General features: G+C 68.4%; 24 protein-coding genes and 1 pseudogene. 15 read left to right on the top strand and 10 right to left on the bottom strand.

Translation table 11 applies throughout. The features are described from left to right. Positions 1–2: 2 nt before the first annotated feature. The gene (locus tag KIP79_RS31015; protein WP_214108504.1) at positions 3–869 is read right to left on the bottom strand and encodes a metalloregulator ArsR/SmtB family transcription factor; all 867 of its coding nucleotides are present in this window, start codon (positions 867–869) and stop codon (positions 3–5) included. A gap of 229 nt (positions 870–1,098) precedes the next feature. Here KIP79_RS31015 and KIP79_RS31010 point away from each other — a divergent pair, with 229 nt between their 5' ends. The 3 genes and pseudogenes from KIP79_RS31010 (at position 1,099) to KIP79_RS31000 (ending at position 1,685) form a co-directional block, all read left to right on the top strand. Beyond that, on the top strand, positions 1,099–1,236 hold the full coding sequence (locus KIP79_RS31010) for a hypothetical protein (protein ID WP_214108503.1): 138 nt from the start codon (positions 1,099–1,101) through the stop codon (positions 1,234–1,236). Beyond that, positions 1,237–1,335: pseudogene (locus KIP79_RS50210) on the top strand (helix-turn-helix domain-containing protein); the annotation flags it as partial. 17 nt (positions 1,336–1,352) lie between these two features. After that, entirely contained in the window at positions 1,353–1,685 is a 333-nt protein-coding gene (locus tag KIP79_RS31000) for a putative quinol monooxygenase (protein WP_214108501.1), read from the top strand. A 333-nt stretch (positions 1,686–2,018) separates the two neighbouring features. Here KIP79_RS31000 and KIP79_RS30995 read toward each other — a convergent pair whose 3' ends face one another. Then, entirely contained in the window at positions 2,019–2,825 is an 807-nt protein-coding gene (locus KIP79_RS30995) for a hypothetical protein (RefSeq protein WP_214108500.1), read from the bottom strand. 233 nt (positions 2,826–3,058) lie between these two features. On the opposite strand from KIP79_RS30995, the gene KIP79_RS30990 reads away from it, so the two are divergent. Then, positions 3,059–3,268, top strand: a complete 210-nt coding sequence (locus KIP79_RS30990) for a DivIVA domain-containing protein (RefSeq protein ID WP_214108499.1) — start codon at positions 3,059–3,061, stop codon at positions 3,266–3,268. A gap of 312 nt (positions 3,269–3,580) precedes the next feature. Beyond that, on the top strand, positions 3,581–4,705 hold the full coding sequence (locus tag KIP79_RS30985; protein WP_214108498.1) for a hypothetical protein: 1,125 nt from the start codon (positions 3,581–3,583) through the stop codon (positions 4,703–4,705). A gap of 26 nt (positions 4,706–4,731) precedes the next feature. Here the strand turns inward: KIP79_RS30985 and KIP79_RS30980 are convergent, their stop codons facing one another. The 3 genes from KIP79_RS30980 to KIP79_RS30970 form a co-directional block, all read right to left on the bottom strand. Then, the gene (locus KIP79_RS30980; RefSeq protein ID WP_214108497.1) at positions 4,732–5,646 is read right to left on the bottom strand and encodes a PDR/VanB family oxidoreductase; all 915 of its coding nucleotides are present in this window, start codon (positions 5,644–5,646) and stop codon (positions 4,732–4,734) included. Between the two features lie 37 nt (positions 5,647–5,683). After that, the gene (locus tag KIP79_RS49730) at positions 5,684–6,916 is read right to left on the bottom strand and encodes a cytochrome P450 (protein ID WP_214108496.1); all 1,233 of its coding nucleotides are present in this window, start codon (positions 6,914–6,916) and stop codon (positions 5,684–5,686) included. Positions 6,917–7,020: 104 nt separating this feature from the next. Then, positions 7,021–8,022, bottom strand: a complete 1,002-nt coding sequence (locus KIP79_RS30970; RefSeq protein ID WP_250214122.1) for an AraC family transcriptional regulator — start codon at positions 8,020–8,022, stop codon at positions 7,021–7,023. A gap of 248 nt (positions 8,023–8,270) precedes the next feature. Here KIP79_RS30970 and KIP79_RS30965 point away from each other — a divergent pair, with 248 nt between their 5' ends. The 9 genes from KIP79_RS30965 to KIP79_RS30925 are packed head-to-tail and all read left to right on the top strand — an operon-like array spanning position 8,271 to position 16,610. Then, on the top strand, positions 8,271–9,488 hold the full coding sequence (locus KIP79_RS30965) for an acyl-CoA dehydrogenase family protein (RefSeq protein WP_214108494.1): 1,218 nt from the start codon (positions 8,271–8,273) through the stop codon (positions 9,486–9,488). Positions 9,489–9,526: 38 nt separating this feature from the next. Next, entirely contained in the window at positions 9,527–10,933 is a 1,407-nt protein-coding gene (locus KIP79_RS30960) for a PucR family transcriptional regulator (protein ID WP_214108493.1), read from the top strand. Beyond that, entirely contained in the window at positions 10,864–11,421 is a 558-nt protein-coding gene (locus KIP79_RS30955) for a flavin reductase family protein (protein WP_250214112.1), read from the top strand. Before KIP79_RS30960 ends, KIP79_RS30955 begins: the two co-directional genes overlap by 70 nt. A 13-nt stretch (positions 11,422–11,434) precedes the next feature. Next, a complete protein-coding gene (locus KIP79_RS30950) occupies positions 11,435–11,761 on the top strand; it encodes a Dabb family protein (protein WP_214108491.1) in 327 nt (108 codons plus the stop codon). 26 nt (positions 11,762–11,787) lie between these two features. Next, on the top strand, positions 11,788–12,579 hold the full coding sequence (locus tag KIP79_RS30945) for a transketolase (RefSeq protein ID WP_214108490.1): 792 nt from the start codon (positions 11,788–11,790) through the stop codon (positions 12,577–12,579). Next, entirely contained in the window at positions 12,576–13,604 is a 1,029-nt protein-coding gene (locus KIP79_RS30940) for a transketolase family protein (RefSeq protein ID WP_214108489.1), read from the top strand. Before KIP79_RS30945 ends, KIP79_RS30940 begins: the two co-directional genes overlap by 4 nt. A gap of 32 nt (positions 13,605–13,636) precedes the next feature. Beyond that, positions 13,637–14,968: a M24 family metallopeptidase gene (locus KIP79_RS30935; RefSeq protein ID WP_214108488.1), complete on the top strand. Its 1,332-nt coding sequence runs from the start codon at positions 13,637–13,639 to the stop codon at positions 14,966–14,968. Further along, the gene (locus KIP79_RS30930; RefSeq protein ID WP_214108487.1) at positions 14,965–15,861 is read left to right on the top strand and encodes an NAD(P)-dependent oxidoreductase; all 897 of its coding nucleotides are present in this window, start codon (positions 14,965–14,967) and stop codon (positions 15,859–15,861) included. Before KIP79_RS30935 ends, KIP79_RS30930 begins: the two co-directional genes overlap by 4 nt. Positions 15,862–15,917: 56 nt before the next feature. Next, on the top strand, positions 15,918–16,610 hold the full coding sequence (locus KIP79_RS30925) for an enoyl-CoA hydratase/isomerase family protein (RefSeq protein WP_214108486.1): 693 nt from the start codon (positions 15,918–15,920) through the stop codon (positions 16,608–16,610). 211 nt (positions 16,611–16,821) lie between these two features. Here the strand turns inward: KIP79_RS30925 and KIP79_RS48660 are convergent, their stop codons facing one another. The 5 genes from KIP79_RS48660 to KIP79_RS30905 all read right to left on the bottom strand — a co-directional run bounded on the left by KIP79_RS48660 (position 16,822) and on the right by KIP79_RS30905 (position 19,899). Beyond that, on the bottom strand, positions 16,822–16,950 hold the full coding sequence (locus KIP79_RS48660) for a hypothetical protein (RefSeq protein WP_256447534.1): 129 nt from the start codon (positions 16,948–16,950) through the stop codon (positions 16,822–16,824). A 260-nt stretch (positions 16,951–17,210) separates the two neighbouring features. Beyond that, positions 17,211–17,558 carry a helix-turn-helix domain-containing protein gene (locus KIP79_RS30920; RefSeq protein WP_214108485.1) on the bottom strand — a complete coding sequence of 116 codons (348 nt, stop codon included), beginning with the start codon at positions 17,556–17,558 and terminating at the stop codon, positions 17,211–17,213. A 2-nt stretch (positions 17,559–17,560) separates the two neighbouring features. Further along, positions 17,561–17,914, bottom strand: coding sequence for a type II toxin-antitoxin system RelE/ParE family toxin (locus tag KIP79_RS30915; protein WP_214108484.1), 354 nt, complete (start codon positions 17,912–17,914; stop codon positions 17,561–17,563). Between the two features lie 486 nt (positions 17,915–18,400). Beyond that, positions 18,401–19,411, bottom strand: a complete 1,011-nt coding sequence (locus KIP79_RS30910; RefSeq protein WP_214108483.1) for an NAD-dependent epimerase/dehydratase family protein — start codon at positions 19,409–19,411, stop codon at positions 18,401–18,403. After that, positions 19,408–19,899 carry a cupin domain-containing protein gene (locus KIP79_RS30905; RefSeq protein ID WP_214108482.1) on the bottom strand — a complete coding sequence of 164 codons (492 nt, stop codon included), beginning with the start codon at positions 19,897–19,899 and terminating at the stop codon, positions 19,408–19,410. The genes KIP79_RS30910 and KIP79_RS30905 overlap by 4 nt, the downstream gene beginning before the upstream one ends. Positions 19,900–19,977: 78 nt before the next feature. On the opposite strand from KIP79_RS30905, the gene KIP79_RS30900 reads away from it, so the two are divergent. Next, the gene (locus KIP79_RS30900) at positions 19,978–20,616 is read left to right on the top strand and encodes a TetR/AcrR family transcriptional regulator (protein WP_214108481.1); all 639 of its coding nucleotides are present in this window, start codon (positions 19,978–19,980) and stop codon (positions 20,614–20,616) included. The last annotated feature ends 8 nt before the right edge of the window (positions 20,617–20,624 follow it).

The raw sequence follows: 20,624 nt of genomic DNA, 5'->3' as shown, positions 1-20,624 counted from the left end.
GGTCATTTCGTGCTCCTTGTATCGGTGTCGTGCTCGGTGTTGTCGGTGCTCGAGGAACCCGCGGCGAGGGTCGCCGCGAGCTTGTCGAGGCTCTGGCCGAAGCCGATCTCGATGCCTGCGATGAAGTCCGCGGAGTCGACTGTGCTGTCGGTGATCCGGTAGTGGACGTCGAGGTCGGTGCCGGTGCCGGTGGGCCGGAGGGCGAGGTCGACGTGGGCGGTGAAGGCCAGGCCCCCGTCGGGAAGCAGCGGGGAGAGCCGGTAGGCGAGGCGCTCCCCGGGACGCATCTCGTCGACGACTCCCTCCGCGCGCCCGGCGACCAGGTCGGAGCCGTCGGCGTCCTCGGCATCGCGGTACTCCAGGACGATCCGCCCACCCGGTCGCGCCTCGAAGACGAGCTCGGACACGCGCAGGTCGTCGGGCGCCCACCAACGGGCGAGCAGGGCGGTCTCGGTCAGGTGCCGCCAGACCAGCTCGGGGCGTCCCGTCAGCGACCGGAGGAACCTGAAGGAGCGACCGTCGGCCCACCCCGACTCCTCCGCGGCGAGCCGCTCTGCGCGGAGGCTGAGCCCGTGGCGGTCGTAGGTCTCGCGCAGGCCGCCGTTCTGCTCCGCGGTGTCGGCGAGTCGGCTGAGCGCAGCCGCCAGTTCCCGCAGGGGCACCGGCTGGAGCGCATAGATGCGGCGCTGGCCGGTGCGCTGGGAGGTGACGACGCCGACGCGCTCAAGGGTCTGCAGGTGTTTGGTCGTCTGCGGCTGGCGCGCCTGGGCGAGCTGGGCGAGAACGCCGACCGAGCGGGGCCGCTGGGCCAACAGGCTCACGAGCTGCCAGCGGGCCGGGTCGGCCAATGCGGTGAGGAGTGCGTCCATGGAGAGAAGTATTCTCCACAACGAATATTCGTGTCAAGGAATATCTTTGTCGGGCGGTTCCGCCCAGATCACTGTTGGCTGGGTGACGCGGATGCGCCTGCCATGCCGTTGATCTCGGCTTGGGCAGTGTGAGTAGCCGACTGTCTCATATTGCGACCGTGGACACCCTGGAGGGCCGCCTATCCTGAGGGCCCCGGCGCGACGAGGCGTCGTCCCCAGGAGGTTCAAGGTGAAGCGATCACTGGCTGCTGCCGTCCAGGCCTCTGCGCGTCGCGACGCTGATCCGATCGCGCTCCCCGACTACCCGGGTGCCGGCGTCCTGGAGATCATCCGGTGCCTCACTCAGCCGGGCATCACCGCCGCCTAGGCTGCGGAAATGCTCGGCATCGGCCGCGCAACGCTCTACCGCAGGATGACGCAGTACGAAATCGGCAACCCCGGCCACGGCTCGCACCCGGGGCCATGATCCAGGCAGGAGAACTGATGATCTTCATCACGGCCAAGTTCCAGGTCCGGCCCGAGGACGCCGACCGCTGGCCCCAGATCACGGCCGACTTCACCGCCGCAACGCGGAAGGAACCCGGCTGCCTCTGGTTCGATTGGTCCCGCAGTCTGGACGACCCCGACGAGTACGTCCTCGTTGAGGCGTTCCGGGACGCTGATGCCGGCGCCGCGCACGTCAACTCCGAGCACTTCAAGACCGCGCGACTGACGCTCCCACCGCACCTGGTGCGCACGCCGAAGATCGTGAACTTCGTGATCCCCCAGGATGACTGGTCGGCTCTGGGCGAGATGGCCGTTCCCGGCTCAGACTGAGGGTGTAAACGATCTGTCGGCTGGCCGACGTGGTGCGGAACCGCTCGGTCTTCTTCGGGCGCGGCGCGTGGGTGCGGGAGCACCCGGAGGCGCTGACTTTCGTTGAGCGGGCGGGGCGTCGCCGTTCGGCAGGGAGAGGCCAGCTCCTGGCTGGTCGATGCTGCGCTGAAGCTCCTAGAAACGCACCCGGCTGCCAGCTCAGGTCGCGAAGACCCGGTCGCTCGAAATCGGCGCCTCCTCCATCCGGAAGACGATCTGGGCGGCCGCCGGCGTCTCGGTTCTTTGTTGTCGCCGTTTTCCAGAACCATGTGCCCCGAATGTGTCCCCGACCCGCTACGCGTAATCGGCTCGCGGCTGAACAATGCCGACCCCACCGGTGTGCGGTGTTGGCACATAGCCCTCTGAAGGAGTGGGCAGCGCATCGATGCAATCCAGCGAACAGGCGTTGACCAGAAGAGGAAGCGTGTCGGTGCCCACCCACAGAGAGATCCAGACTTGGTAGAGGCCGGCTTCGGCGATCAGCCGGTCGCAGACGCTGCATGCCTGGATCGCGTCGGTTCCCCACATCGTGGGGTCGAGGTTCATGAGGTCGAGGTCCCGGGTCGCCGCTCTGCCCGACTGCAACGGAGGAAACGGCGGTCGAACTTTGAAGTTGCCGTACAGCGAACGGGTGCTGACCGTGCTGGCCTTCAGTTGTCGGCACCTGGTCAGCTCGTAGGGGAACCAGTGCAGGCGATGCGACGTGTAGGGGGTGAACTCCTGCAGGTTGGTCATTGCGCCGATCTCCGGCGGGATCCGCAGCAGGTTGCTGCCGTAGAGGACGAGGTGTCTGACCTCGGTGAGCTTGGCGATGGTCGGTGGCAGTGTGATGATTTGACGCCGTTCGGCGGGGCTGAGCTCAGCCAGAGGCCGGAACACCTCTCGGCCGTCAGCCGCCGCTTCTTCCACGAGGTCGAGCAGGTGCTGCCAGCCAGAAGACGCAGTGTCCTGACGCTGCGCATGGAAGCGCACCACGTGCGGCGGACGCACCTCGTACTGATCGAAACACCGGCAGATCTCTTCCTCGGCCAAGTGTCCACCTTCGCCGACAGCGTCGGCCCATCGGTTCGCTATCAGGGGCGGAGCCGCATCGTCCTCCATGGACGCACGGTAGCGCGACCCGCCAGCTTGGAGATCGTCACTGCCCGCTCAAGCGGCTCGCAAGCGCATCCAGGAACGTGTGCAGAGTGTTGACCACGCGTCTTTCCTGGATGAGGATCGCGATCACATATGAAGCTGCTCGTGGAGTTGTCCAGCATCACCGGACACCAGTCGAACAGGCATAACGGGCGCATCAGCTCGTATCCGTCGCAGCGAAAGGGGCTACTCGCCTGATGGGAGCCAAGCTCTTTGATGTGGTCCTTCGGGGCTACAGCCGCCAGCAGGTGGATGCACTCTGGGCAAGAATCGAAGCAAACGAGATCACCAGCGATGAGCTACGAGAACTCGCCTTCGATGTCGTGATGCGCGGCTATGAGCGGCATCAGGTGCATGCCGCCCTCCTCGAAGAGGTCAAGAGACTCGAAGGGAGATCGGAAGGTTAGGCGGTGGCCGACTTGCCCGCGAAGTGATGGAAACGGCTACCACATTCGTGTGCATCGCCTGTTCAGCCACGCAGTGGGCTACTCGCCCTCGCCGGGCTTGGTCAAATTTATGAGCCGCTTGCACGACGATCTTGCCCCGTTCATCCAGCGCTCAGGCGGCATCCAGCGGCTTCTCGCTGACCGGCAAGCGCACCGTTCGGTCGCCTAAGTCAACGACCAGCTCCAGGCGGGCTCCGAGCGCCTCCGCGTAGCGGGCGACCCCACCGTGCTCGATCTGGGAGACACGGGAAGCTTTGTGTGATCATTCGCACCATGCGTACCACTACGTGGGTACTCGCTGCCCTGGTTGTCGCGAGCGCGGGTGCGCTGGCCGCCGACACCTCCCCGGACGGTGCCGGGCGAACGGCAAGCCACGCCGTCGAGTCGTCATCCCGGTGGACCCTGAGGTACACCGGCCACGGCTACGACAGGGACGCCCCCTTGTGGCTGGTCCCCGCAGTGGGCGGCGGGGCGTCACTGTTCGTCAGGAAGGGGCCGGCGCCTGGCTGGGGGATGCTGCGCTGGGACGGAAACTCCTGGAAACGCGCCCGGCTGCCCGCGCAGGTCGCAAAGAGCTGGTGGCTCGAAGTCGGCGGCTCCCCGTCCGGGGAGACGATCTGGGCGGCCGTCGGCGTTTCCGACAAGTACGGCGACCAGACAGAGCATCTGTGGCGGTTCTCCGGTGGACGCTGGACGCATCGGCTGTCCCGGAACGCGCAGTGGACCGGAGTGATCGACATCGCGGTCGACTCCCGGGACAACGCCTGGTTCGTCACCGAATTCGACCCCGACGGCGCGCCCTCCGATGTGCTGCGCTGGAGCGGGAACGCGTGGCATCATCACCGGCCTCCCGCCGATTTCGACCTGATCAAAGTCGCCGCGGCGGGACCGGAGGACGTGTGGGTCCTGAGCCGTGGGGAGAGGGTAAGGATGCAGCACTGGAACGGCGTGTCCTGGAAGGACGTCCGCTACCCGTGTGCGAGTCAACCGTGCCGCGGACGGGCCTACCTTCAGCAGCTGGCCCTGGCTGTGCGGCCGGACGGCCACGCGTGGGCGGTCGGTCCCCACTGGGCGGACGGCGGCAGCCCGGTCGTGCTGCACTGGGACCGCACCCGATGGGAGCAGGTGGACATGGACGTGGTGAGAACGGGCTTGACGGCCGTGCGGGTGGACCCGGTGGGCGGCCTGTGGATCGCCGCCGCCCCCGCCTCCGGCCCGCCCTACGTACTCAACCTGCGCGACGGCAGGTGGACCAGATCCACCTTGCGGGAGGGCGGTCGCATCACGGACATCGCCCCCGTGCCGGGCACCACCCGACTCTGGGTCCAGACCAGACGCCAGGACCCCACCGGCCCGCCGTACGGCAAGGAAACCGCCCTGGTGTACGAACTCTCCTGAAGCGCCGCCCCCGACATCAACGGTGATCAGAGTCGTAGGACGAGTCTCGGGCCCAGGGAGCGTGAAACGCAGATCATCATGCAGGTGTTGGTCTGCTGCTCGTCGGGTGTGAGGACATGGTCACGGTGGTCGGGTTCCCCGGCGATGACCTCCGTCTCGCAGCTGCCGCAGATACCGTCCTGGCAATCGCTGATCACGTTGACGCCCGCGGCGACGACGACATCGAGAACCGACCGGTCGGGTGGGACCTGAAGCACCAAGCCCGAGTTGCGGAGTTCGACGTCGAACCCCTGCTCGACCGTCTCATCGTCGGCAACGATGACCGGCGCCGAGAACAGCTCGTACCGAACCCGCCGGGTGAGGCCGACTCGCTCCGCCGCATTCCGTACGGCGTCGATCAAGCCGGTTGGCCCGCAGACGTACACCAGCTCGTCCGGGCCGACGGCGGCCAGGAGCGCGGGCACGTCCGGACGGCCGTACTCGTCTTCGGGCTGGATGGATACCCGGCGGCCGTACCGCGTGAGCTCGTCCACGAACGCCATGGAGCCCAGGGAGCGTCCGGCGTACCGCAGGCGCCAGTCCGCGCCCGCGTGTTCCGCTTCGCGGATCATGGCGAGGATCGGGGTTATGCCGATGCCACCGGCGATGAACAGGTAGCCGGGCGCGGATTCGAGGCGGAAGTGGTTGCGCGGCCGGCGTATCCGCAGCACGTCCCCGACCGTGACCTCGTCGTGCAACCACCGGGAACCACCGCGGCCGTCCCGTTCTCGCAGCACACCGATGCGATAGTGATCGGTCGTGCCCGGCTCACCGCACAGCGAGTACTGCCGGGTGGGGCCGTCGGGGAGCAGCACGTCGATGTGGGCGCCCGCGGCCCAGTCCGGCAGGGGGGCGCCGCTGGTGCGGCGCAGAGTGAAGGAGCGGACTTCAGCCGCCTCCATCCGTGCCTGGGTGACCCGAACGGACAGCGGTGTGCGATCACCAGGTGACGTCAAGGCGCTCGAGTCCTCGGAAAAAGTAGCTGGCGATGTAGGTGGGTTCGTAGCCCTCGGCGAGCCGGAGTCCCGGTAGCCGGTCGAGCAGGGTTTCGATGGCGACGCGTACTTCGGTGCGGGCGAGCTGGGAGCCGGGGCACTGGTGGATGCCGCTGCCGAAGGCCAGGTGCTCGCGGACGTTGGGACGGTCGATGTCCACGCCGTCGGGGTCGTCGAACCTGCTCTCGTCCCGGTTGGCCGATCCGAACAGCAGCAGCAGCGCGGTGCCCTTGGGGAGTGCGTTGCCGTTGAGGACGACCTCGCGGGTGGTGATCCGCATCAGGCCGCGGTGCGGCGCGTCCCGGCGCAGGGTCTCTTCGATGACCCGCGGCAGGACCGCCCGGTTGGCGAGTGCTGTTTCCCAGAGTCGCCGGCCGTCGCCGAGCATCAGGAGCAGCGCGCTGGTCATCAGGTCGCGGGTGGTGTCGTGGCCGGCGAAACGGAGGCCGCGGAACATGTAGTGCAGATCGCCCTGGCTCACGGGCGGGAAGTTCTCGCGTCCGTGGACGAGGTCGGACATGAAGTCCTCGCGCGGGTTCGCGCGGCGGTCCGCGGCCATCGCCGCCACGTACGCCTGGTAGTCGTGCAGTCTGCGGGCTGCCTCCACCTTCCCGTCCACCGGGGCGAGCGGATTCATCAACAGCATGTAGTCGTCGGTCCAGGCCTGAACCCGATCCACGTGCTCGCGCGGGATTCCGAACACCAGGCTGACGACGAGTTGCACGTAGGGATCGGAGTACTGGCCGACGAGGTCCGCCCGGCCTCCCGGGTGGAACGCGTCGATCAGCTCGTTGGCGCGCTGCTTCATCGCGGGAAGTTGCAGGCGTACTCGGCGGCCGGAGAAGGCGTGGTTGAGCACCTGGCGCAGCGGGCCGTGTTCGGGCTCGTCGGTGTTGACGACGGTGGAGGCTTCCGGCAGCAGTCCGCCCAGCGCTTCGAGTACCTCGGGCGGGTTGGTCCACATGGTCGGAATGGCGTTGGCGGACGAGAAGGTCGCCGGATCGTCAACAATGGTCTTGATGTCGTCGTAGCGCGTCACCATGTACGCGTTCAGCGCGGGGCTGTAGCAGATCGGCTGCTCGGCCCGCGACCACGTGTAGAACTGGTGGGGGTTCTCACGGTGCGGGGACACCATCGGGTTGAACTCCGTCAGTTCCGTCGGCTGCGAATTCCTCACAACGGACTCCCTCGTGTTGTTGTCCGGCATGAAGGGGAAGGTAGACACGAGGAATGGCGGGGGCTATCCGGTCCGCGCAGCGGATGTCCACTACGCGCAGCGGGTCAGGTCGGCTCGGTACGCAACGTGTCGACCGGCGTGACGCCAAACCGGTCGCGGTACTCCCGGGCGAACCGTCCCAGATGGTAGAAACCCCAGCGGCAGGCGATGGCGGCGACTGTGTCGTGCGCGGGATCCGCCAGCACCAGGTCCCGGTGCGCGTACTGGAGAGCGAGCTGGCGCCGGTAGGCCGTGGGCGTGACACCGAGCTGCCGTGCGAACTGACCCTGCAGCGTGCGGACGCTCACCCCGCACGAGACGGCGAGCGCGGCCAGGTCGAGCGGCTCGTCCAGATGCTCCTCGATCTCCCGCGTGGCGCGCCGGAGGAGACCGCTGGCGAGCACCGGCCGCTCCGCGTCGAGCTCGTCCCGGTACTCATGGCAGGCGGCGTGCAGGAACGACGTCACGATGGTGCGGATCACGGGCTCCATGAGCTGCGCCCGCCCCGGCGCCGGCAGTGCGGTGCCGAGATCCAGGACGGACCGCGCGAGTGCCGCCCAGGACCGGCGACACCCGTCGGCCAGGTCGAAGGCGTGGTCGAAGGCGACGGACCGGCGTACGGGATGGTTGAGCAGCTCGGCAAGCGTGCGTTCCAGCACCGCGCGGCTGAACCGGACGCCGAGCTGTACGCAGTCCGCGCTCCACAGGTCGATCGCGGACCGCGGGTCCGGTGTGTACACGGCGGCGACCTTCGGCGACGCCGCGAGCTGCTGGTCACCGCAGTGGGAACGGACGCGGCCGGACAACGGGATGTTGATCTGGTATCCGGTCTCCAGCCGGCCGCAGTCCAGCCGGACCGGCGCCCCGTAGCCGATCCGCCCCACGGTGATGTCCGAGCCGAACTCGCAGGCGTCCAGCCGCATCCGGATCGCCGGCCGGCGGTCGGTCTCGGTCGTCGACAGCCGGTGGCGGAAGAACGCCTGGGCGCCGACCGTACGCGCGTGGTCGAGGTCGCTGGTCGACACGACGAGCAACCGGGCACCACGGCGTTCCGGCTGTAGCGACATCGACACGGTGGCCCCGCAGTGGTTGGTGGCTGGCTGTGATGGTGTGTCCGGCGTCACGCCGCTGTCAAGGTGGGCGGCTCGCCGGTCGCCGGGGCCGCGGGGCCGGAACAGGCTGGCACAACAGCGGTGGCGTTCTCTGTCATCACAGCCCGTTTACCTGCAGAACGGCCGCTGGTCACAATCCATTTCATCCGCTGGTGAAAGTGAACTTCCCCGTAGCGGACGCTGACCCATCTTCGGAGGACTCGATGACCAATACCCCATCCTCAACGCAGCGCCCGGACGTTGAGACGGTTCAGCGAGCGAGCGCCCTGTTCGACCTGATCCGGTCCGAGGCCGCGCAGGGACAGGAGGACCGGCAGGTCACCAAGACGGTGACCGACGCCGTCGACGGAGCCGGGCTGTTCAACCTGATGGTCCCCACGCGGCTCGGCGGTCCGGGCGCGAGCGCCCGAACCATGATCGAAGTGCTCATCGAGCTCGGCCGCGCGGACGGTTCGACCGGGTGGAGCGCGGCACTGGTCAACGCATGCACCTGGTTCGCCGTCACCTACAGTGAGCAGGCCCAGCGCGAGATCTGGGGCGCCCACCCGAAGGCCAAGGCCTGCGGCATCTTCTTCCCGGGCATGACCCGGCGCCACCAGCTCGGGACTGGGGAGAAGGTCGAGGGTGGCTACCTGCTCACCGGCGAGTACCCCTACGCCTCCGGCAACGCCGTCGCGGACTGGGCGACACTCGGCATGCTGGTCGACGGCCCGGACGGCACGCCGACGATGGCGCTGGGTCTGGTCGAGGCCAAGGACTGGACCGTCAAGGACACCTGGTTCACGCTCGGCATGCGCGGCACGGGCAGCAACACGCTCGTCGTGAAGGACGCCTACGTTCCGGATCACCGCATCCAGACCTTCGATGACCTGGCCAGGGGGAACTACGCCACGCCGTACGCGCGCACCGAGCCCGCCTCGCGCGCCTCGTTCCTGCCGGTGGGGACCGTGATTCTCGCGGCGCCTGCCATCGGGCTGGCCAAGGCGGCCCTCGACTACTCACTGGAGAAGCTGCCGACGCGATCGGTGGGATACACCGTCTACACCGAGGCCCGCAATTCTCCGACCCACCACCTCGCGGTCGCCCAGGCGGCGAGCAACATCGACGCCGCGCATCTGCTGCTGGCCCGGGCCGCCGACGACATCGACGCCTTCGCCGCGGCGGACAGCTACCCGGACGAACGCGCGCGGGGCCGGATCCGCATGGACACGGGCCACGCCGTCACCCTGTGCAAGGAGGCCATCGACGTCCTCATGACGGCGAACGGCGCGGGGGCGTTCACTCAGGACGGGCTGCTGGGGCGGATCTGGCGGGACGCGAACGCCGCGGGCCGACACGCCTTCGCCACGCCCGAGATCGGTAAGGAGGTCTACGGGCGTCTGCTGCTCGGGGCCGACGACGCGCTTACGATCGCCGTCTGACCACCGCTTTCACCGTTCGGGCCAAAGGAGGCATCGACGTGGGTGAGACATTTCCGCGGACGCCGGCGACGCGTTGGCTGCTTGAGCTGACTCCCCCGGAGGGTGAGCCGGTCGAGCCGCTGAGCGATGCCCCGACCAGGACCCTCGCGGCCACCGAGCTGGGCCCAGGACCGGTCGCCTGGGGTGTGGTGACCGCTCGCCGTGCCGCTGACCACATCATCGTGAATCTGCCCGCGTTCGGCGGTGACCTCGCGGCCGAGCAACTCCTGCGTCGCGCCGTCGAGTCGACGACGCTGGCGATGCTGCGGGCGTTCCTGCACGGCGACATCGAGGCGCTGTGGCCCGGTGCGGAGCCGGCGGACGCCACCACGTCGTACGTACGGCGAGGCATCCCGCTCGGCTCGGTCCTCCGGGGGATCCACCTCTGCCAGGAGATCATCACCCGTGGCGTGCTCGCCGAGATCGAGCTCCGCGGCCTCCCGGTCACCGACGCCCAGGCAGCGAACGAACTGCTGTTCCGTTGCTTCGACCTGTTCAGCGCGAACATCGTGGCGCGTTACTCCCTGGAGGCCCAGCGCTGGTCCCGCTCCACCGCGGCGCTCCGGGCCGAGCTGATCGACAACGTCCTCTCGGGTTCCGTTGTCGACGCCAACCAGGTCTCGGCGGCGCTCGGCTACCAGCTCGACGGAGCGCACGTCGCGTCGGTGGTCTGGCTCGACGCGCCGTACGCCCAGGCCGGCGCCGAGGACGAACTCGAGGCCGCGCTCGACCGGCTGGATCGCCGGTTGGGCGGGGCCACCTCGCTGCGGAGGTGGACCGGTCCCTCCACCGTGCACATCTGGCACGCCGACCGCGGCGGCAATGTCTACAAGGGGCTGCGTTCCCTGGCGGAGTCGCCGCTGCCCGCGCGGCGGGCGCGGATGGCGCTCGGCGGACGGGCGCGTGGCGTGGCCGGGTTCCGCAGCAGTCACGGACGCGCCCTGCTCGCGGCACGGGTCGCCGCGCTCGCCGGGCCGCGCCTGGACTGGTTGTGCGACTACGCGGATGTGGAGCTCGTCGCGCTCCTCACCGGTGATCTTGAGCTGGCCCGCTCCTTCGTGCAGCGCATGCTCGGCCCGCTGGCCGAGGACAGCCCCCGGGCGAGCGAACTGCGCGAAACGCTCGCGGAGTATCTCGAAGTCCAGCGCAGCGTCGCGCAGACGGCCCGCCACCTGCACACCCACCGCAACACCGTCGTCTACCGGGTCAAAAAGATCGAGACCTTGCTCGGCAAGGAGCTCTCCGCCCTGCCGAGGGTGGAACTGCAGGTGGCGCTGCGGACCGTCGCGGTACTCGGCGAGGTCGTCTTGGACAACCAGATCGATGAGGAAGAAAGATGGAGATGGTCACAGCCGATCCCGGGCCGGCCTCCGGCGTTCCCCGACCCGGACATCCGGACGGGATAATCGAACTCGCCCCCACCGTCGACGTGCGAACGATGAAGTCGGTGCTCGGGCACTTCTGCACCGGCGTCGCCGTGATCACCGGCATCGACGACGGCGAACCGGTCGGTATGACCGTGCAGTCCCTGGTGAGCGCCTCGCTGGAGCCGCCGCTGGTCCTGGTCTGCCCCCAACGTACGTCGACCTCCTGGCCCCGCATCGCCCGCGGCGGTGTCTTCTGCGCCAACATTCTCAACTCCGCCCAGCACGCCGTCAGCCTGAAGTTCGCGAAATCGGGCGGTCCCAAGTTCGAGGGCGTCCCCTGGCGGCCCGGCCGGACGGGGGCTCCCATCCTGGAGTCCGCGCTGGCACACGTCGAGTGCGAAGTGCATTCGGTGCACGAGGCGGGTGACCACTTCATCGTCCTCGGCCGCGTCGTCGATCTCGCGGCGGGCGGAACGGACGGGCCGCTGCTCTTCTACCGCGGTGCGTTCGGCGCTCTCGCCTCTTGACGGAAGGAACACCATGCTTGAGCACTACGTGATCTTCAAACCCTTTCCTGAGCACGTCGCCGCCCTCGCCGAAGAGTTGCAGGCCTTCGGCGAGGGAGTCAGGGGAACCCTGCCGGAGCTGATCGAGTTCACCTGGGGCGAGAACACCAACGCCTCCGGACTCGCCGAGGGCTACACCCACGCCTGCCTGGCCAGGCTGACCGGCCCCGAAGGGCTGACGGCCTACTGGGTGCACCCGGCGCACCAACGCCTGCTCAGCCGGCTGGACGAGCTCTGCCAGAAACGCTTCGCGATCGACTACGGCATCGGCGAGCGCATCACCGGCCGTCCGGCCGCCTGACCGATCGGAAGAAACCCATGACCAGCATGGATCCACGAAGGCTCGCGACGGCCATCCGGCTGCGGGCGGTTCAGATGGTCGCGCCCCAGGGCTTCGGCTATCTGGGCCAGGCGCTGTCGGCCGCCGAGCAGGTGGCGGCCGTGTTCACCGTCCTGCGGTTCGGCGTCGACCGTCTGGTCTGCAGCCCCGGGCACTACGTGATCGCTCCCTTCGCCGCCGCCGGTGAGCTCGGCCTCATCGACGACGACGTCCTGGCGACCTACGGCAGAAACGGCGCGGTGGTGGAGGCCATCGGCACCGAGCGGTCGCCGGTCCTCGACTACACCTGCGGCTCGCTCGGCCAGGGCCTGTCGGCGGCGGCCGGCTTCGCCCTGTCGGACCGGATGCGCGGCCGCGACGGCCGTGTCTTCGCGCTCGTGAGCGACGGAGAACTGCAGGAGGGGCAGGTGTGGGAAGCGGCCATGTTCGCCGGCCACCACCGCCTCGACCGGCTCACCGTCCTGCTCGACGCCAACAACTCGCAGGTGGACGGGCCGGTCGACTCGATCACCACCATCGAGCCGATAGCCGACAAGTGGCGCGCGTTCGGGTGGCACGCAGTCGATCTTGACGGCCACGATGTGGCGGCCGTCGCCGAGGCGTTGGACCAGGCCGGCCGCGACACCACGCGTCCGTCGGTGCTGGTCTGCCGGACGTCGACCGTGCACGGCCTGCGGTGCCTGCCACCCGACGCGGACGGACATTTCATCAAGCTCCCGCCGGAGCTGGCCGAAGCCGCCGTGGCGGAGCTGACCGAGGAACTGGAGTCCCTTCGATGACCACACCCGAGACTCTGGTGGTCCGGCGCCCGCCCTATCCGACGGTGCTCAAGCCGTACGGCAGGGCACTGCTGCGCCTCGCCGAGCGCCGTACGGACATCCTGTGCCTCAGCGGCGATCTCACCCGCCAGTGCGAGATCGACCTGTTCCGTGATCGACTGCCGGAGCGGTTCGTGCACGCCGGGATGGCCGAGGCGCACATGATGGGCTTGGCGGGAGCGCTCGCCCGGTCGGGGCACCAGCCCTTCGTGCACACCTTCGGCGTGTTCGCGACGCGACGCCCCTACGACCAGATCGCCAACGCGATCGCCTATCCGCGGCTCCCGGTGCGCATCATCGGATTCATGCCGGGGGTCTCCACCCCTGGCGGGCCTAGCCACCAGGCCATCGACGACGTCGCCCTGATGCGCGCGCTCCCTGGCATGACCGTGGTGGACGTCGCCGACGCCGTCGAGGCGGACCAGGTCGCCGAGGCGATCGCCGAGGTGCCCGGTCCGGTGTACGTACGGCTCAAGCGCGGCGAGATCCCCGTCATCTTCCCCGGCGACCATCGCCTCCGGCTGGACCGGGCCTACGTGCTGGCCGAGGGCGCGGATGTCGCCCTGCTGACCTCCGGCATGATGCTCGCCCCGGTGCTCGCCGCGGCGGAGGTGCTCGGGGAGTACGGCGTCGCCGCGTCGGTGGTCCATGTCCCGGTCGTCAAACCGCTCGACGAGCGCACCGTCCGCGCCGTCACCGCGGAGTGCCGGGCCGTGGTGACCGTGGAGAACCACTCGGTGGTCGGCGGCCTGGGCTCGGCGGTCGCCGAAACGCTGGCCGAAGCGGGGATCGGCCGGCCGCTGCGCCGGGTGGGGATCCGCGACGTCTTCGCCGAGGGCTCGCTCGACGCCGCCTACCTGTTCGACAAGTACGGCCTGTCGACGCGATCGGTGGTCGACGCCGTCTGGGCCCTGCTCGGCCGCCCCGGCCCGCCCCCTGCCGCCACCGCGGCGCCGGCGGCGCCCGGTGAGTACTCCCCGGTATGAGACCCGCCGCATCCAAACGGAAGGACGCCCCCATGTCCACCACCCTGCCCACCTTCTACCGGGCCACCGACGGACCCGCTCCCGTCGCCTCGCCGGGCGCGGTCAGCGGAGTCGACTGGGAGCGACGCGTCGACTTCGACCGACTGCGCGCCGAGCGGCTGGCCAAGGCCCGCGCCGAACTCGAAAGGTCCCACCTCGGCGCGCTGATCCTGTTCGACATGAACAACATCCGGTACGTGACCGCGACCCACATCGGCAACTGGGCCCGGGACAAGTTCTTCCGGTGCGCTCTGCTCATGCGGGGACAGGACCCCATCCTGTGGGACATCGGTTCGGCGGCGCGGACCCACCAGATGTTCGCGCCCTGGTTCGGGAAGGACAACTGGCGAGCCGGTCTGTCGACGTGGCGCGGCGCGGTCCCGGAGAACGTGGGGATCGAGGCCGGTAACGCACGCCGGCTGGCGAACCTGCTGCGCGAGCACGGGCTGGCGGATGAACCGGTCGGCGTGGACGTCGTGGAGCTGCCGGTGCTGCGGGCGCTCGAACGCGAGGGCCTGCGGGTCGAGGACGGCAACAGCCTGATGCTCGACGCCCGGTCGGTGAAGACCGCCGACGAGATCGCCCTGCTCGACCACTCGGCGGCCCTCGTCGACGGCGCGTACGACGAGCTCTACCGCGCCCTGCGGCCGGGCATCCGCGAGAACGACTGCGTCGCGCTCGTCAGCCGGTTCCTCTACGAGAACGGCTCCGAGGAGGTGGAGGCCGTGAACTCCATTTCCGGCGAGCGGTGCAGCCCCCACCCGCATGTCTTCTCCGACCGCTTCATCCGGCCCGGCGACACCGCGTACTTCGACATCATCCACTCCTACAACGGCTACCGAACCTGCTACTACCGCACTCTGAACGTCGGCAGCGCCAACCCCGCACAGCGCGACGCCTACAAGCGGGCACGCGAATACATGGACAACGCCATCGCCGAAGTCAGGCCGGGCGCGAGCTCCGCCGACATCGTCCGGCACTTCCCGGCTGCCGGGGAGTTCGGTTTCGCCACCGAAGAAGAAGCCTTCGGGCTGCAGTACTGCCACGGGATCGGACTCGGGCTGTGGGAGCGGCCGCTGATGAGCCGCTACCACTCGCTGGAGCACCCCATCGAGCTCGTCGAGGGAATGGTGTTCGCGATCGAGACCTACTGGCCCACTCCCGACGGCTCCGCCGCCGCCCGGATCGAGGAGGAACTGGTGGTCACCGCGGACGGCTGCCGCCTGCTCACCCGTTTCCCCGCCGACCAGCTGTACGTGGCGGGGACCCGCTACTGGGCCGGCGTCGACCTTCCCGCGACCGCGGCGAACGAGGCCGGCCGATGACGACCGGCCTGCGGCTGGGGTGGCTCGGAACCGGCCGGATGGGGACCGCTCTCGCGGCCCGGCTCCTCGACGCCGGCCACGAAGTGATCGTATGGAACCGCACCGCCGCCCGCACCGGCCCGCTGGCCGAACGCGGGGCGGCCGTGGCCGCCACGCTGACCGAGATCGGCGCCTGCGACATCGTGTTCGTCACGGTAGGCGGCCCGGCCGACCTGGTAGCCGTGACGTACGGCCCGGGAGGGGTGCTCACCGGGCCCCGGAGTCCCGGCGTCCTCGTCGACTGCTCGACCGTGTCGGTGGAGACCTCCAGCGCCGTACGGGAGGCCGCCCGCGCGGCGGGAAGCGGCTTCCTCGCCGCGCCGGTCAGCGGCAATCCGGCTGTCGTCGCGGCCGGCGCGGCCTGCATCGTGACCTCCGGCCCCGCCGCGACACACGAGTTCGTCCGGCCGTGGCTGTCGGTCCTCGCCGGGACCGTCGTGCATGCCGGAGAGGGGGAGCAGAGCCGGCTGGTGAAGCTGTGCCACAACCTCTACCTGGGTGTGCTGGTTCAGGCGCTGCTGGAGGTCACCTCCCTGGCGGAGAAGGCCGGCACCGACCGTGCCGCCTTCCTGGAGTTCCTCGGCGGCACGGTCCTGGGTTCTCCCTGGGTCAGGACCCGCGCCGAAGCGGTGGCGACCCGGGACTGGGAGCCGACGTTCACCATGGAGATGCTCCGCAAGGACTTCGACCTGGGACTCGGCGCCGCCCGTGATCTGGCGGTGCCGATGCCGCTCGCCGCCGCGGTTCAGCAGTTGATCACATCGACCATCGGGCACGGACTCGCCGAAGCGGACCTGCTGGCCCTGGACGCGCTGCAATCCGCCGGGGCCGGCCTGACCGAGGTCGCACGATGACCACGGCTCCCGACACCCAGCGCCGAAGACCGGAGGAACATATGAACGGAACAACCATGCCGATCGACCTGCGGCGAGAGGGCCGCGTAGCCTGGGTCACGCTGCGCAGGCCGCCCAAGAACCTCCTTGACGCCGACCTCACGGCACGCCTGTATCGCACTCTGGTCGAGTTAGACGAGGACGCCGGCACCGGCGCCATCGTCATCACCGGGGAGGGCGAGTACTTCTGCGGCGGCGCAGACGGGCCGAAACTGCGCGAGACCGGCACCGCCAAGGCGTTCGCGGCGGCGGCGGTCGACCTGTTCGGCCAGTTCCCCCGGTCACGCACCCCGATCCTCGCCGCCGTCAACGGCGACGCACTCGCTGGCGGCTTCGGACTCGTGTGCGCCGCCGATATCGTGATCGCGGTCGAAGGCAGCAGACTCGGCACCATAGAGGCGGCGCTCGGTACTTGGCCCATGATCGCGCAGGTCGCCGCCGCCCGCCGGGTCCCGGAAAAAGCAGCGATCACAAACGCCCTCACGGGCCAGCCCTTCACGGCAGCGCGAGCACTCGAACTCGGCATCATCGACGAAGTCGTCCCCCGCGAGCGGTTGCGCGAACGCGTCACCCACTACGCCCAACTGTCAATGGCCGGCGGGGCAGCTGCCCTGGTGGGCCGACGATTGTTCTACCGAGGCAAAGGGCAGCCCATCGACGACGCCCTACGGGAGGGCGCCGAAGCGTTCGTCGAGATGTTCGGACGATAAACGGCCGTAGCGGACGCCCGCCCTCCCAGGCGGGCGTCCGGGTGGTTGGTTGAAGCCATAGCCCGGCGGCAGGGGTCTGCGCTGGAACAACCTGGCCGGTACGGAGTCGGCTATCGCCTCTGGCGGTCGATGTCGCACCATAGACGCAGATGCCCTGCGCATGCGCCCGCAGGATGATCTGCTCGTACGCCGCGATCAGGTCAGCCGCGACCTACGACTGGGCCACCGCAGTGGTGTCGGCGGCGCCGATGTCGTTGACGCCTTCGAAGACGGCCACCTCAGAAGCGCTGAAGGCGGACGAGTCAGCTTGTAGGGCCGGGTTCAAAGTCCGCGAGCCCATGATCTGGGATCTTGCAAAAAGAAGGGCTTCTGAACTGCGGAAAAGTCAACATTGCTGGTCATCGTATGCCTACGCCTTCCAGCGCGATATGCCCTCAATGTGCCCTCCTTCGCCTCGTCAGCTGGAGCGAAGATGGCGGTCTCGATTCGGGAGATGCGTCAGATACCCAGGGGACATGGCGGGCTCAAGGACGAAGTCAGCTGCCTTGGTCAAATTTCTGAGCCGCTTTGCACGACGATCTTGCCCAGGTCGTCCAGCGCTCAGGCGGCATCCAGCGACTTCTCGCTGACCGGCAAGCGCACCGTTCGGTCGCCGAAGTCAACGACCAGCTCCAGGCGGGCTCCGAGCGCCTCCACGTAGCGGGCGATGACCTCAAGAGACGCGACCTCACCGTGCTCGATCTGGGAGACACGGGAAACGCTCACACCCATGATGGTCGCGACGTCCTTTTGTCCCAGCCCAAGGTGCTTGCGTGCCTCGGCAAGCTGATGACCGCGTGCTTCGGCGAGAAGCCTCCTTGCGCCTTCCTCGATCACGGAAGGGGAGACACCGGCCTCGTGTAGCTCCCGCTCAAGGTCGGCCCAGTCCCTCGGCGTCCTCTTCGGCATGTTCACTCCGCTTCTTCGTCGCTGGTGTAGTCAATGTAGAGCTGGATGGCCAGGGGGATGTTTTCCTTGTACCACCGTTCCCAGTTCCCCGCCTTGTCACCACCAAGCAACAGCAGCGCCGCCCGGGTGGGATCGAAGGCGAAGATGATCCTGATCTCCGAACGCCCACGTGATCCCGGACGCAGTTCCTTGAGGTGGTGCAGGGAGCTGCCCTTGAGCCGGTCGACGAGCGGCCTGCCCAGCGTCGGCCCCTCCTCGCGAAGCGCGGCTACCGCTTGAGCGACTTGAACCGCCGAGTCGAGATCCTCCTTGATGAGCGTGCCGAACCAGGCGGCGTACTCGTCTGTGACCTTCACCGTCTACGCCACGAGGTCCTCCCGAATTCAAGGCTAGCCTTAACTTTGACAGCAAGCTACTGCCAGCCCATCGGGATGAGATTGAACAACTCCACTCGGTGATCGCGCAGACAGCGGGGCGCCAACTCAGCAAGTTAGCGATCAAAGGAGTCCCTGACCAGAAGGTACAAAGGCGGACGAGTCAGCCCGTGGGCCGGGTTCAAATTCCACGAGCCCATGACCTGGGGTCTTGCGAACAGAAGGCAGGTTCACAGCCAGTCAGCTTGATCACAAGCGACGGAGTTGACGGGATCGTCGGCTCGCGATCAGGCATGGCTCGCTGCTCCCCCGGCTGACCTGACTCTGTGCGGGAACCGGCCCAGGATCATCGCGGTCAGGTCGGCAGGAGCCTAGCCGGTGATGCGGACCTCCGCGTAGGTTTCGATTCCGTCATCGGCGCGGATCTGAATGGCGAGCCAGCGCTTCGCAGTCGTTTCCTCCCGTGTGTCAGACGTCATGAGGCGTGTCCGCCCTGACCTGGGGTGATGGTTCGACGGCGCGCATGCGGGCGAGGCCTTCGGCGCGGGTGGTGAGGGGACGGTAGCCGAGTTCGATGCGGGCCTTGCGATCGGTGATGACGAAGGGGCGGCCGTTGAATTCGACGAGCAGGCGGGTGATCGGGGGCTCACCGGGCCGACGCAGAAGCCGATGGGTGAACTCCATGGCGTTCGCCGCGGCCCGCGCCAGAGGGTACGGGATGCTGCGGACCGGGGGCGGCAGTTCCCGAGTGCGCAGCAGCGCGGTAAGGAACTCGCCGATGGTGCTGGTCTCGTCGTCGAACACGTAGTAGGCCTCGCCTCCGGCGCCGTGGTCGAGGGCGGCGAGGACGCCGCGGATGGTGTTGTCCCGGTGTGAGGTGACAACGGGGTGCCGGCCACCGTCGATGAGCACCATTTTGCCGTCGAGTGCGGCGGCGGCGATCTGTTCGAACATCGGGTCACCGTCGCCCCACACCCAGCCGGGACGGATCACGCATGTGGTGAAACCGGTGGCGTTGGCGCGGCGCACCTCCTGGTCGCTGATCGTCTTGGTGGTCAGGTACGGCGAGTAGCGGGGCTGGTGCAGTGACCATGACTCGTCAGCGTCGAGGATCGGATGACGGCCGCCGACGAGGCAGCCGGCCGCGCCAAGGTGGACGAACCGGCTTACCCCGGCGGATCGTGCGGCGGCCAGCAGGTTGCGGGTGCCGGCGACGTTGTCGCGGTGGAAGTCGGCGGGACGTCCGCCGTGCATCCGCGCGGCAGCGTGGATCACCGCGTCACAGCCGGCCAGGGCGTGTGCCAGGGCGTCCTGGCCGGACAGGTCGGCACGTACCGGGGTGGCGCCGAGTGCGGTGAAACGGTCGGCCGCCTGGTCGCTGCGGGCCAGCGCGATGGTGCGGTGGCCGGCGGCGCTCAGCGCGGGGAGCAGCGCGGCGCCGATGAACCCGGACCCGCCGGTGACGAAGATCGTGCTCATCGTCGGCCAATCCCGTACCGGTCGTTCAGCTCGGGGATCAGGTCCCAGTGCTGGACGAGGCCGTACTCGGTGCTCAACTCGTCGAACGCCGCTCGTCCTTGGGCCGTGTCCAGACCGTACCCGGTGAGGATGGCGCCCACCCGGTCGTAGAAGCCATCGAAGGTAGCGGGCGTGTGCATCTCGATGATTCGCGCCGGCGTTCCGGTCGCGTTCCAGAAGGCGTGCCGCATGCCACGCGGCCGCACCACGTAAGACCCCTCGACCGCCACCCGCACGTCGTCGCCGATCAGGTACGTCAGTTCACCGGAGAGCAGGTACGAACACTCGTCCTCCCGGGAGTGAGTGTGCGGAAAGATCATCACATCAGGGTCGATCACCGCCTCCACGACGAACAGCCCATCGAGGTGGCGTTGGCGCACCTTCATCGCCATGCCGAGCGCGGGAACCGCGTCGCCCTCGCCGGCGGAGATCACCGCCGCAACACTCATCGTCAACCTCCCAAATATTTCGCTAGTGGTTCCACTAGTGATGCCACTAGTGAGTTGTCCAGTATTGTTTGCCGGGAGATGGGCGAGGTCAAGACCGGACGGCAACAACGTCAGGAAAAGGTGGCGCAGACCAGGGCGCGGATGATCGATGCCGCCTACCGGCTGTTCACCCAGCGGGGCTACCCGGCGACGACGATGGCCGACATCGCCGCGGAGGCAGGCGTCGCCGTACAAACCCTGTACTTCACGTTCCGGACCAAGGCCGAACTGCTGCAGAACGTCTACGAACGAGCGGTCATCGGCGACGCCGACGCACCACCGGAGCACCAGCCCTGGTATGCGGCCATGATGGCCGCCCCGGAACTCGACGAAGCGCTGCGCATCCTCATCGACGCCGTCGCAGCCGTGCTGGCCCGCACCGCCCCCCTGGACGACTACGTCAAGGCAGCCTCCCACGACCCGGAACCCGCCCGCATCCGCGCCCACAACGAACACCTACGCCGGGAGTCCTGGACCCAGTTCATCGACCATCTCTCCGCGAAGGCACCACTACAGCCTGGACTGACTCGACAGCAGGCCACCGACATCCTGCTCATGCTCATGGGACCTGCCAGCTACCAGACCCTCGTCGGCGAGTACGGATGGACACCCCAGCAATGGCGCGACTGGTGCCGCCAGACCGCTTCCACCATGCTCTTCGCGGACCACCCGGCCTAACGGCCAAG

This window comes from Acrocarpospora catenulata, assembly GCF_018476525.1.
Taxonomy (GTDB): domain Bacteria; phylum Actinomycetota; class Actinomycetes; order Streptosporangiales; family Streptosporangiaceae; genus Acrocarpospora; species Acrocarpospora catenulata.
This window is presented reverse-complemented; position numbering and strand designations above follow the sequence as displayed.

Excerpts from the sequence above, each read along its gene's own strand:
- KIP79_RS48660 (WP_256447534.1), bottom strand. The coding sequence starts at position 16,950 with ATGGGCTCGCGGACTTTGAACCCGGCCCTACAAGCTGACTCGTCCGCC.
- KIP79_RS30940 (WP_214108489.1), top strand. The coding sequence starts at position 12,576 with ATGACCACACCCGAGACTCTGGTGGTCCGGCGCCCGCCCTATCCGACG.
- KIP79_RS30900 (WP_214108481.1), top strand. The coding sequence starts at position 19,978 with ATGGGCGAGGTCAAGACCGGACGGCAACAACGTCAGGAAAAGGTGGCG.
- KIP79_RS30905 (WP_214108482.1), bottom strand. The coding sequence starts at position 19,899 with ATGAGTGTTGCGGCGGTGATCTCCGCCGGCGAGGGCGACGCGGTTCCC.
- KIP79_RS30980 (WP_214108497.1), bottom strand. The coding sequence starts at position 5,646 with ATGGAGGCGGCTGAAGTCCGCTCCTTCACTCTGCGCCGCACCAGCGGC.
- KIP79_RS30935 (WP_214108488.1), top strand. The coding sequence starts at position 13,637 with ATGTCCACCACCCTGCCCACCTTCTACCGGGCCACCGACGGACCCGCT.
- KIP79_RS30955 (WP_250214112.1), top strand. The coding sequence starts at position 10,864 with ATGGAGATGGTCACAGCCGATCCCGGGCCGGCCTCCGGCGTTCCCCGA.
- KIP79_RS31015 (WP_214108504.1), bottom strand. The coding sequence starts at position 869 with ATGGACGCACTCCTCACCGCATTGGCCGACCCGGCCCGCTGGCAGCTC.
- KIP79_RS30985 (WP_214108498.1), top strand. The coding sequence starts at position 3,581 with ATGCGTACCACTACGTGGGTACTCGCTGCCCTGGTTGTCGCGAGCGCG.
- KIP79_RS30925 (WP_214108486.1), top strand. The coding sequence starts at position 15,918 with ATGCCGATCGACCTGCGGCGAGAGGGCCGCGTAGCCTGGGTCACGCTG.
- KIP79_RS30965 (WP_214108494.1), top strand. The coding sequence starts at position 8,271 with ATGACCAATACCCCATCCTCAACGCAGCGCCCGGACGTTGAGACGGTT.
- KIP79_RS30990 (WP_214108499.1), top strand. The coding sequence starts at position 3,059 with ATGGGAGCCAAGCTCTTTGATGTGGTCCTTCGGGGCTACAGCCGCCAG.
- KIP79_RS30930 (WP_214108487.1), top strand. The coding sequence starts at position 14,965 with ATGACGACCGGCCTGCGGCTGGGGTGGCTCGGAACCGGCCGGATGGGG.
- KIP79_RS31000 (WP_214108501.1), top strand. The coding sequence starts at position 1,353 with ATGATCTTCATCACGGCCAAGTTCCAGGTCCGGCCCGAGGACGCCGAC.
- KIP79_RS30945 (WP_214108490.1), top strand. The coding sequence starts at position 11,788 with ATGGATCCACGAAGGCTCGCGACGGCCATCCGGCTGCGGGCGGTTCAG.
- KIP79_RS30920 (WP_214108485.1), bottom strand. The coding sequence starts at position 17,558 with ATGCCGAAGAGGACGCCGAGGGACTGGGCCGACCTTGAGCGGGAGCTA.
- KIP79_RS30995 (WP_214108500.1), bottom strand. The coding sequence starts at position 2,825 with ATGGAGGACGATGCGGCTCCGCCCCTGATAGCGAACCGATGGGCCGAC.
- KIP79_RS30950 (WP_214108491.1), top strand. The coding sequence starts at position 11,435 with ATGCTTGAGCACTACGTGATCTTCAAACCCTTTCCTGAGCACGTCGCC.
- KIP79_RS30970 (WP_250214122.1), bottom strand. The coding sequence starts at position 8,022 with ATGTCGCTACAGCCGGAACGCCGTGGTGCCCGGTTGCTCGTCGTGTCG.
- KIP79_RS30910 (WP_214108483.1), bottom strand. The coding sequence starts at position 19,411 with ATGAGCACGATCTTCGTCACCGGCGGGTCCGGGTTCATCGGCGCCGCG.